Origin of the sequence: Flavobacterium swingsii (assembly GCF_900111965.1) — a bacterium.
Taxonomy (GTDB): Bacteria; Bacteroidota; Bacteroidia; order Flavobacteriales; family Flavobacteriaceae; genus Flavobacterium; species Flavobacterium swingsii.
In genome coordinates, this window is record NZ_FOJT01000002.1 from 310911 (window position 1) to 322491 (window position 11581).

Here is an 11581-nt window from a genome sequence, read left to right on the forward strand (position 1 = left end):
ATATATGGTTTGTTTGATAAAGTTAGAATAATAATTATATATTAAAATCCTTCCTTTGCCATTATATTTTTCTATTTTTACAAATACTTTTTAACCTAATTTTGCATGTCTAAATTTTTCAGATTTCAAGAATATAAAGCCTTATTTTATAGAATATTATTGGCTTTTTTGTTTTATTCTATTGCCAGATTGGGTTTCTTTTTATACAATTATAAATTACTAAAAGTAGATTCTGTTTCAGAATATATATTGTTAGCTTATCATGGTTTGGTATTTGATACGACTGCGATTTTGTATGTAAACGGATTGTTTATTTTACTTTCGATACTTCCATTTTGGATAAATACTTCAAAAAAATACCAAATTTTCCTTTTTTGGATTTATTTCCTTTTTAACGCTATCGCGTATGCAACGAATTTTATAGATTATATTTATTACCGATTTACTTATGCCAGAACTACGATTGCAATTCTAGATATTGCTAAAAACGAGACCAATAAAGGTAGTTTGTTTTCTCGTTTTATTGTAGATTATTGGCATGTTTATGTATTATTTTTTATACTATTATTCTTATGGATTTATCTGTACAAAAAAGTAAAAGTTGAAAATTTGCCCATTAATATTAATAAAATTAAATACTTTTTATATTCTGTAATTGGATTGTTAATTATTGCAACTCTTGCTATTGGTGGGATTCGTGGCGATTTTAAGAAAAGCACCAGACCTATTAATATGATTGATGCAAACCGATATGTTACAAAACCACAACATGCTGATATTGTTTTAAATACGCCATTTGCATTAATCAGAACAATGAAAACTAATAGTTTTAAGAAGATTAATTTAGTATCTGAAGAACAAATAAATAATGCAATCCAGCCTATAAAACAATACAAAAACAATCCTCTTACAAAACCCAATATTGTCGTTATTATTACCGAAAGTATGGGAAGAGAATATTTGGGTTCATTTAATAAAAATTATGCGATTCCCGATTACAAAAGTTATACACCATTTATAGATTCGTTAGCGCAACAAAGTTTAATTTTCACCAATGCTTTTGCAAACGGAAGCAAATCGATACACGGAATGTCGTCAGTAATTGCTGGGATTCCGTCATTTAGAGATGCATTTACATCATCACCATATCCGAAGCAAAAAATACAATCATTAGTTTCTACGCTTCAGGAATTGGGTTATGATACGTCATTTTTTCATGGTGCAGCTAATGGTTCAATGGGATTTTTAGGCTTCGGAAATATTTTAGGTTTCGACCATTATTACGGACGAACAGAGTTTAATAACGACAAAGAATTTGATGGTTCTTGGGGAATTTGGGACGAGCCGTTTATGCAATTTATGAAACAAGAATTAGACAAAAAGAAGACACCTTTTTTTAGTACAATATTTACAGTTTCGTCGCACGAACCGTTTATTCCGCCAGCAAAATACAAAGATACTTTCCCAAAAGGAACCATTCCTATGCACACCGTGGTTGGTTATACCGATTTTGCTTTCAAAAAATTCTTCGAATCGGCGAGAAAACAACCATGGTTTAACAATACCATTTTTATAATCACGGCCGACCATTGCAATCAGACCTATTATCCTTTTTATAATCAAATTGTTAACCGTTCGGCAGTTCCTATTTTAATTTACAAACCCAATAGCAATCTAAAAGGTGTTAATACCGATTTTGCGCAACAAATAGATATTTATCCTACAATATTAGATATGATTGGTTATCAGAAACCCTTTAGAAGTTGGGGAAGAAGCTTGGTTGGAGACAAAAAAATCCCACCATTTGTTTGCAATTTTAATGGTGGACAATACCAGTTTATGCAAGGAAATTATATTTGTACTTTCGATGGAAAAGACATTGTAGGAATATATGATAAAACAGATTTGGGTTTAGAACGTAATTTGATAGGGAAAGTAAAAAATCAAGAAATTGAGAAAATCGAAATTTCGGCAAAAGCCTTTATTCAGGATTATATGAGAAGAATTATCGATAAAAAATTGACAGCAAATTAGTTAACATAATTTTATCTTCCATTTTTAAATTTTGCTATACATTTGCAACAAAATAACAGATTTTATATGAGTTCTAAAATAAAAAAAATAGTCATAACGTTAAGTATTATCATACTACTATTTGTAGGAAAGTATGTGTATGATATGAATATAAATCATAATTTCGAAACAATAACCGAAGGGAAAGTATACAAATCGGGCGTGATTCCGCCAGATGAAATAGCAAGTTATGTTAAGAAATATAATATAAAATCTATTGTCGATTTGCGTTTTCCAGGAACTGCCGATTTAGTTAATAATCCAGAAATTCCACAAGAATTAACTGCCGAAAAAGAAGCCATTGCAAAAATAAAAGGAGTAAACTATTTTAATAATGGTTCAGATCAGGTTCCTACACAAGAAAATGTAAATTCATTTTTAAAAATCATGGATAACAAAGCCAATTATCCAGTCTTAATTCATTGTTATCACGGTGTTGGTCGTGCCGAAATGTATTCTGCAATTTACAGAATTGAGTACGAAAATTTCACTAACAAAGAAGCCAGAAATAATGTAAGAACCTTAATAAAATTCAGCTCTTTTGATGATGGTAAACCAAAAGGAGAATACTTGATGCATTACAAATCGAGAAAAGATTCATTGAAATAATATGTTTTTTGAACCATTTAAGTTGGACTTTTAAATATTTTGAAAGGTTGATTAATTAGACAAATTAATGAGTTGTCCGCAATTGCTGAAAACCCTCCAAGAAGAGTGTGATTTTAAAATGAATTTAAAATATGAAAAAAACTTCTTTATCTAAACGCCAAGACCTCTTTGCAATAATTGGAACTCTACCATTTGTAACAGCAGCCATATTTTTAATTATTGGTCTATTTTCATTGGATGATATATATTTAGATTCACACTTTAGCATAGATATTATTACCGTAATAACCTTTTGCTTTATTCATTTAAGTATCATTTTAGTACTGAAACGAATTAATAAAATTGATATTAATTTTCCTAAGTCTAAATTGAAGAAATTAGTTTCTGTTTTTGCATATCTCATAATTTTAGTTCTTTCGAATTTCCTTCTGGTAATGGGATTAAAAATGAACCTCAATTATTGGCTAAAAGGTAATACTGTGAGTAAGATTGAATTAATTGTAACAGATAAAAATATATCTCACGGAAAGTCAACCGATTATTATATCATTTTCAACTCGAAAAATGGAAAATTGAAGAACAAGGTAAGGTCAAAGAATTTTGATTCTTTTTCAATTGGTGAAACCTTTCAAGCTTCTGTAAACGAAGGTTTTTTTCAAGGATATTTTTTAACTGAACCTCTTAAAACAAATTAAAAACTAGTATCGCATTACAACTGCGCACAAGAGGGGTTTTATGGGATTGCTAGACTTGGTTTTGTTTGTAAAATACTCTCAAATTCAAAACATAAAAAAGGGAGAAATTTACATTTCTCCCTTTTTACTTTTATAATAAAATATTTTATACAAATAGTGTTGTAATGTAATATACAATGGCTGCGATTGCTGCCGAAACTGGTATTGTTAGAACCCAAGCCCATAATAAACTTATTGTAACTCCCCAACGCACAGCACTCAATCGTTTTGTGGCACCAACACCAATTATAGAACCTGTAATTGTATGCGTGGTAGAAACAGGAATTCCCATATTAGAAACTGTAAATAAGGTTAACGCTCCTGCGGTTTCTGCACAAACACCTTCAAGCGGTGTTACTTTTGTGATTTTGGTTCCCATTGTTTTCACAATTTTCCAACCACCCATTAATGTTCCTAAACCAATCATAAGGTAACAACCAAATGCAATCCACCAAGGCATCGAATCCGAATGTACTTTGGTTTTAACTTTGTAGCCATCTTTTAGTTTTCCATCAACTATATAATCTGCAAATTGAGCCGATTCTGGATAAGTTGCATTTAGTTTTTTGTCTTCAAAAATAACTTGATTTGTTGCTGCATCTAAGATATCTTTCCCTTTTGTGTAAACAAATATTTTATCTCCGTTTGTGTGTTCTGGCTTAAATTTCTCTTTCTTACCATCGGCAGATTCGTATTCAATTTGCATTAATTCGGTAACTTGAAGATTTTTATCAATAGTATTTTCAACACCTTTTTCTCTGGCAATGTTGGCATAAACCATACAAGCAGCACAAATAATACCCATTACTTTTTGTGAATCGGCACCACCATGTCCTAAAGAAAACGCTGCTGATGATAGTAATTGCAATTTTTTGTACATGTTAGATTCTTTCAAAACAGTTTGGGTTTTTCCATGAACAACATAATACCAAATATAAAACAGAATCATTACGCCTAACATAGCAGCTACAATCCACATCATAATAGGTTTAACATCCATATAATTTACCATATGATTCATTAGATACATAATACCTAAGGAAAGTACCGTAAATGAACCAATTTTTTTATAAGGATTTCTTTGTATTGTGATGATGGTAATGATGTAGGAAATGATTCCTCCAATAATTGGTGCTAAGAAAATAAAAGCAACCACTTTAAGTATTTCTGCCGAATTTACAACACTAAAACCTGCGTGAGCAATTGCTGCTCCAGCAAATCCTCCAATAAGTGTATGTGATGATGATGATGGAATACCTAATTTCCAGGTTAATAAATTCCAAATAGTTGCGGCAATTAGTCCAGCGAGAATTACCCAAAGATTTATGGCGCCATTATCTACAGTTTTTGCAACCGTATTTCCAACGCTCATGTCAAATATCCAGAAGGCAAGTACATTAAAAAACGCTGCCCAAACAACGGCTTGTCCAGGAGTTAAAACTTTTGTAGAAACAACGGTAGCGATAGAATTTGCTGCATCATGAAAACCGTTAACCAAATCAAATAATAATGCAATAACAATGATTACAATAAGTAACGTTAATTCCATTTGAAGAATTTTAATAAATTAATTAAGCGTGTTTTACCGAAATTGCTTCAAGTGTTCTGGCAACATTTCTACATTTATCAGTAGCATTATGCAATGCTGATAAAACTTCTTTGTATTTAATTATGTTAATGACATCGGTCTCATTTTCAAACAAATCAGCAACTGCTTTGTCAAAAATAACATCGGCTTTACTTTCTAATTTGTATATCTTTTTTACACTGTCATTTATTTTATCAAGATTTTTTAAATCTTTTAATTCAATAACAGCATTATTTATGTGGTTACAAGACTCAACATTAATTTCTGTTAATTTTCTGATAGATTTATTAATCTTCCCAACATTATACAATTTCATTCTGTTTGAAGCCGAATAAATATTGTTTGCCACTTCATTTATCGAAGTAATTAATGAATGAATATCTTCTCTATCAAAAGGAGTAATAAAGTTTTTACTCAATTCTAAATTCATTTTATGCGTAGTTTCTTCGATACTAATAACTAACAATTCAACTTGTTTGTAATAATCAATACGGTTCTTTTTTTCGTCTTTACTAATATTTACAGCTTCATGCAGGTTTTCTGATAAAGCAAATAATTCATTAGAAGCTTTTATAAATAAAGGAAAGAAGGTTTTGTCTTTTGGTACAAAAAATTGGAATAAATCTTTTAAAGCCATTTTGCTATTTTTTAATTAGGCTGCAAATGTAATAATGTAATGTTAAGTTAACATTAAATCTTAAAAAATAATCTTCAATTATATAATAAATTTGAATGATTAAATTCACAATTGATTTTGTATTTTAGCCACATAAAATTATTATTTCTTTTTCAATTTATATATTACAAAAATGGACATTAACTTCAACAAAAACGAAGACCACAATAAACTTTTATTATCTGATTTAAGACAACGTTTTGCTAAAGTGAAATTAGGCGGAGGCGAAAAAAGAATCCAAAAACTACATGCCGAAGGCAAAATGACTGCTCGGGAACGAATAGATTATTTACTTGATAGTAACGAAAATAACATCGAAATTGGTGCTTTTGTTGGAGAAGGAATGTACAAAGAACACGGCGGTTGCCCATCTGGTGGCGTAGTTGTAAAGATGGGATATATTTCCGGAAAACAATGTATTGTTGTTGCTAACGATGCCACTGTAAAAGCTGGTGCTTGGTTTCCAATAACAGCAAAAAAGAATCTTCGTGCGCAAGAAATCGCTATGGAAAATAGACTTCCTATTATATATTTAGTCGATTCAGCCGGAGTTTATTTGCCAATGCAAGACGAAATTTTTCCTGATAAAGAACATTTTGGACGTATTTTTAGAAACAATGCCATTATGAGCAGTATGGGAATTACCCAAATTGCTGCCGTTATGGGAAGTTGCGTGGCTGGTGGTGCTTATTTGCCAATCATGAGTGACGAAGCTATGATTGTAGATAAAACGGGAAGTATTTTCCTTGCAGGAAGTTATTTAGTAAAAGCAGCAATTGGAGAAACTATCGATAATGAAACATTAGGTGGAGCCACAACACATTGCGAAATTTCGGGTGTGACCGATTATAAAGCAAAAGACGATAAAGATGCTCTAGACAGAATAAAAAGCATTGTTGGGAAAATTGGTGATTTCGACAAAGCAGGTTATAACAGAGTTAAGTCTGAAAAACCAGCTCTTGATGAAAAAGAAATATTTGGAATCATACCAAAATCGCGTGCAGACCAATATGATATGTACGAAATTATAAAACGTATGGTCGATAATTCTGAATTTGATGAATACAAAGGCGATTACGGAAAAACATTAATCACAGCTTATGCTCGTATTGATGGTTGGGCTGTAGGAATTGTTGCCAATCAGCGTAAAGTAGTTAAAACTGCCAAAGGTGAAATGCAATTTGGTGGCGCAATTTATTCAGATTCTGCCGATAAAGCGACTCGTTTTATTGCCAATTGTAACCAAAAGAAAATCCCATTGGTTTTTGTACAAGACGTTACAGGATTTATGGTTGGAAGTAAATCAGAACACGGAGGAATCATAAAAGATGGCGCCAAAATGGTCAATGCAGTATCTAATTCGGTAGTGCCGAAGTTTACTGTAATTGTTGGAAACTCTTACGGAGCAGGAAATTATGCCATGTGTGGAAAAGCGTATGATCCAAGATTAATATTTGCTTGGCCAAGTGCTGAACTCGCCGTTATGGGCGGAACACAAGCCGCAAAAGTATTGGCACAAATAGAAGCTGCTTCTTTAAAAAATAAAGGAGAAGTTGTAGATGAAGCCAAAGAAAAAGAACTTTTTGATAAAATAAAAGCACGTTACGACGAGCAAGTTTCTCCATATTATGCGGCGGCGCATTTATGGACCGATGCAATTATAGATCCTTTAGAAACTAGAAATTGGATTTCGATGGGAATCGAAGCAGCAAATCATGCACCAATCGAGAAACAGTTTAATTTAGGAGTAATTCAGGTTTAGAAATTTAATTTATAACTAAATCAATTATTAAGTAGAATATATATATGAAAAAAGTACTTCTTCTAATCTCAATATTATTTTTTGTAAGTTGTTCATCAATAAAAAAATATAATGAACACCTAAATGATTTAATTTCTGAACAAGATTTAAAATCTGATACTGATTTTATTTACAACAAGTTACAAGATTTACATCCAAAATTATATTGGTATATCTCAAAAGAAAAGTTAGATTTTAAATTCGATAGTTTAAAAACTACGATAAATAAACCAATGACGAGTTTTCAATTCTATCAAAAAATTGCGCCAGTTATTTGCGAAGTACGACAAGGACATATGTTTGTAGTTCCTACAACCAAAAAATTTACCAAGAGAGAAACTGAAAGCATAAAAAAACGTGGAGAAAACCCTTTGTCACAATTTGATTACGAGGTTTTTAATGATAAATTATATGTTGTAAAAAATAAATCAAATAATAAATCAATTGAAGTTGGAAGTGAAATTGTCTCTATCGATGGAAAAAATGTTTCAATATTATTAGATGATTATAAAAAGAACTTTACTTCTGACGGTTTTAATCAAACGTTAAAAAAGAACTTTTTGGGGCAACGTTTCTCAATGATGTACACTTTAAATAATGATACTAAAGATTCTATAAAATATGATTTTAAGATTAAAAATGAATTAAAGTCTATTGTCATAAAAAGACAAATAGTAGATTCGACCGAAATTAAAAAATCAAAAATAGTTCTTACTAGAGAACAAAAAAAAGCAATCGCAAAAAAGAAAGACATTTTTGGTTATGAAGCCAAAAGCAAAAAATACATGCGAAATCTTAAATTTATAGAAAAAGATAGCAGCATTGCAATTATAAAAATTCAAGGATTTAAAGAAGGAGATTATGAAGAGTTTTACAAACAAAGTTTCCAAAAAATAAAAAATTTTAATACCAAAACTTTAATTATCGATTTAAGAAATAACGGTGGAGGACGACTGAATGAAATAGCAAAACTATATACTTATCTAACCGATAAAGATTTTAATTTTGTTGAAAAATCATTAGTTACTAAAAAAACTAGCCTATTATACGCCGATTTTTATAAAGGTGGCGGCGTTGCAACTAAAATTCTAAAAACAATTTTTGCTATCGGATATTATCCATTAATGTATTTTTCGGTTCATAAAAATGAAGATAACAAATATTATAAATATGCAAGTTCTAAAACCAAGAAACCAGATGCAAATAATTTCAAAGGAAAAGTATATGTACTTATAAATGGAGGCAGTTTTTCAGCCTCAAGTATTATTTCTTCTAATTTGAAAGGTTCAAAAAGAGCAATATTTGTAGGAGAAGAAACAGGCGGAGCCTATAACGGAACTGTTGCAGGAAGAATGCCAATGGTAGAGATGCCAAACTCTAAAATTAATGTCAGAATGGGACTTATGGCTTGTATTCCAGCTTATAAAACAGAAGTAGAAGGAAGGGGAATTTTCCCAGATAAAGAAATTTTGCCAACACTTGAGAATAGGATAAATAACAGAGATCCTGAATTGGATTGGATTTTAAACGATATTAAAAGCGAAAATTTAACTGATTTAGCAAAGCAGTAATTAACATTCAGTTAAATAAAACTTAAATAAACCAAGAAAATAAAATCTACTACTAACTTTACGTAGTAGATTTTTTATTTAATATTCTTATGAAAAAACTTTTTCTAGCTTCGATTGTATTGCTTGGATTTCAAAGTGTTTCGGCACAACTAACTGTCCCTAAAGAGAATTTTACTCACCGTGACACGCTTCAAGGCGGTTTGCGACCAGAAAGAACTTGTTTCGATGTGCAACGTTATGATTTGAATATCAAAGTTAATCCAACAGAAAAAACAATAATAGGTTACAACGATATTGCTTTCAAGGTTGTTGAGAACACCAATAAAATTCAAATCGATTTATTCGAGAATATGCAAATAGATAGCATTGTTTTTAATAACAAAAAACTGAATTATAAACGTGATGAAATTGCTGTTTTTATCACTTTCAACGAAAGTTTAAAAGTTGGAAGCCAAGAAAAAATCCGATTTTATTATTCAGGAAAACCAATAATTGCAAAAAGAGCGCCTTGGGACGGAGGCTTTGTTTTTAATCAAGATTCAAAAGGAAAACCATGGATAGGTGTTGCTGTGCAAGGAACTGGCGCCAGTTTGTGGTATCCTGTAAAAGATTCTCAAAGTGATGAACCAGATTTAGGTGCAACAATAAAAGTAGCGGTCCCTAACGGATTGATGAATGTTTCTAACGGAAGATTATTAGGTTCGGAAAACTTAAAAAATGGATATACACGTTGGGATTGGGAAGTAAAAAATCCTATAAATACTTATGATATTACTTTAAATATTGCCGATTATGCTCACATACATGACAATCATAAAGGACTCGATTTAGATTATTATGTTTTGCGTGAAAATGAAGAAAAAGCCCGCAAGCATTTTGAAGAAGTAAAACCTATGATGGATTGTTTTCAGTCTAAATTTGGAAAATATCCATTTGCTGAAGATGGTTACAAACTTGTAGAAACACCGTATTTAGGTATGGAACATCAAAGTGCTGTGGCTTACGGAAACCAGTACTTAAAAGGGTATTTAGGAAACGATTTGTCAGGAACAGGAATAGGAATGCTTTTCGATTTTATTATTATTCACGAAAGTGGCCACGAATGGTTTGGAAACAGTATTACTAGTAAGGATATTGCCGATATGTGGATTCACGAAGGATTTACACAATATTCAGAAATCGTTTTTACCGAATGCCAATTTGGTTATGATAAAGCCATGAAATATGCCTATGGTTTGGGTGATAATATAAGTAACGACCAACCAATTATTGGACATTATGGTGTAAATAAAGAGGGTAGTGGAGATATGTATCCAAAAGGAGCATTGCTTATAAACACGATTCGTCACATTGTAAATGATGATGAAAAATGGTGGAAAATGCTCTTAAAATATTCTGAAACATACCGCCATCAAATTATTGATACTAAAACGGTAATCGATTTTTTTAATCAAGAATCAGGAATCAATTTGACATCCGTTTTTAATCAATATCTCAGATATACTACGATTCCAAGATTAGAATTTAGAAGCAGCGGAACTAAAGATCAGTTCGAATTTGCTTGGATTACTGAAGAGCCTAATTTTGAAATGCCAATAGATATTATTTTTAAAAAGAAAAAAATAAGACTTATGGCTACAAACAAATGGCAAAAATTACCTTTTGAAATGAAATATGTTTCACAAATCGAGGTTTTAAAAGATAAATTTTACGTAAAAAGTGGTTTGTAAATTATAAATATCTGATTTTTAGACTTTTGTTTTTATTTATTTTGTAAATTAGTGTTATAATTCTAAACTAAAGCAAAATGGAAACAGTAAAAAATTTGAACAAATGGGCAAATGCTCACACTTACCAATGGCTTGATATACTAAGAATTGCTGTTGGCGTATTTTTATTTACAAAAGGGGTTTCATTTTTAACAAACACCCAATATTATACCGATTTAATAGCGCCAATTAAAAATTTAGGAGGCGGAATGCTATTTGTACATTATATTGTCGCTGCGCATCTGGTTGGTGGTGTGATGATAGTTTTCGGATTACTAACAAGGTGGGCAATTGTGTCGCAACTACCAATTCTATTAGCTGCCTTTTTAATTAATTTTATTGGAGAAATGCACGTTGCAAATTTAATTTTATCGCTGTCACTTTTTCTTGTTTGTGTTTTCTTCCTTTTTTATGGAAGCGGAAAACATTCGGCCGATTATTATTTTAAGATGCAACAATAAACATAAAAATAATTTCTGATTTTTTTTTAATACTAAAGTAAAAAGTAAGGAATTTGCTTTAACAAAAAAACACATTTTAATGAAGTAAGAACTTCATTAAGAATGTGTTTTTTGTTTTGTGGGGAGAGTAGGATTCGAACCTACGAAGACGTAGTCAGCAGATTTACAGTCTGCCCTCGTTGGCCGCTTGAGTATCTCCCCTTAATAGCCGGGTGCAAATATAAAATTGTTTTTCTGGTTTACAAACAAAAAAATAAATAATATTTGTAATTTTTTCTAACTCTTTGGAAGTAAACAAA

9 protein-coding genes and 1 tRNA gene are annotated in these 11581 nt (G+C 31.0%); 7 read left to right on the forward strand and 3 right to left on the reverse strand.

Annotation, left to right across the window (positions count from 1 at the left end; genetic code table 11):
• Positions 1–105: 105 nt before the first annotated feature.
• From BM053_RS04240 to BM053_RS04250, 3 genes are all read left to right on the forward strand, one after another.
• The gene (locus BM053_RS04240; RefSeq protein ID WP_091474376.1) at positions 106–2034 is read left to right on the forward strand and encodes an LTA synthase family protein; all 1929 of its coding nucleotides are present in this window, start codon (positions 106–108) and stop codon (positions 2032–2034) included.
• A 66-nt stretch (positions 2035–2100) separates the two neighbouring features.
• Positions 2101–2682, forward strand: coding sequence for a dual specificity protein phosphatase family protein (locus tag BM053_RS04245; RefSeq protein WP_091474378.1), 582 nt, complete (start codon positions 2101–2103; stop codon positions 2680–2682).
• Positions 2683–2813: 131 nt separating this feature from the next.
• Positions 2814–3377, forward strand: a complete 564-nt coding sequence (locus BM053_RS04250; RefSeq protein ID WP_091474380.1) for a hypothetical protein — start codon at positions 2814–2816, stop codon at positions 3375–3377.
• 145 nt (positions 3378–3522) lie between these two features.
• Here BM053_RS04250 and BM053_RS04255 read toward each other — a convergent pair whose 3' ends face one another.
• On the reverse strand, positions 3523–4965 hold the full coding sequence (locus tag BM053_RS04255; RefSeq protein ID WP_091474382.1) for an inorganic phosphate transporter: 1443 nt from the start codon (positions 4963–4965) through the stop codon (positions 3523–3525).
• 22 nt (positions 4966–4987) lie between these two features.
• Positions 4988–5641 (reverse strand): DUF47 domain-containing protein, encoded by a 654-nt coding sequence (locus tag BM053_RS04260; RefSeq protein ID WP_091474384.1) that lies wholly within the window; start codon positions 5639–5641, stop codon positions 4988–4990.
• Positions 5642–5813: 172 nt separating this feature from the next.
• Here BM053_RS04260 and BM053_RS04265 point away from each other — a divergent pair, with 172 nt between their 5' ends.
• The 4 genes from BM053_RS04265 (at position 5814) to BM053_RS04280 (ending at position 11282) form a co-directional block, all read left to right on the forward strand.
• On the forward strand, positions 5814–7442 hold the full coding sequence (locus tag BM053_RS04265; RefSeq protein ID WP_091474386.1) for an acyl-CoA carboxylase subunit beta: 1629 nt from the start codon (positions 5814–5816) through the stop codon (positions 7440–7442).
• 44 nt (positions 7443–7486) lie between these two features.
• Entirely contained in the window at positions 7487–9052 is a 1566-nt protein-coding gene (locus tag BM053_RS04270; protein ID WP_091474388.1) for a S41 family peptidase, read from the forward strand.
• An 89-nt stretch (positions 9053–9141) separates the two neighbouring features.
• Positions 9142–10782: a M1 family metallopeptidase gene (locus BM053_RS04275; protein ID WP_091474390.1), complete on the forward strand. Its 1641-nt coding sequence runs from the start codon at positions 9142–9144 to the stop codon at positions 10780–10782.
• A gap of 77 nt (positions 10783–10859) precedes the next feature.
• The gene (locus BM053_RS04280) at positions 10860–11282 is read left to right on the forward strand and encodes a DoxX family protein (RefSeq protein ID WP_091474392.1); all 423 of its coding nucleotides are present in this window, start codon (positions 10860–10862) and stop codon (positions 11280–11282) included.
• A gap of 119 nt (positions 11283–11401) precedes the next feature.
• Here the strand turns inward: BM053_RS04280 and BM053_RS04285 are convergent.
• Positions 11402–11483 (reverse strand) — tRNA-Tyr (locus tag BM053_RS04285).
• Positions 11484–11581 lie beyond the last annotated feature (98 nt).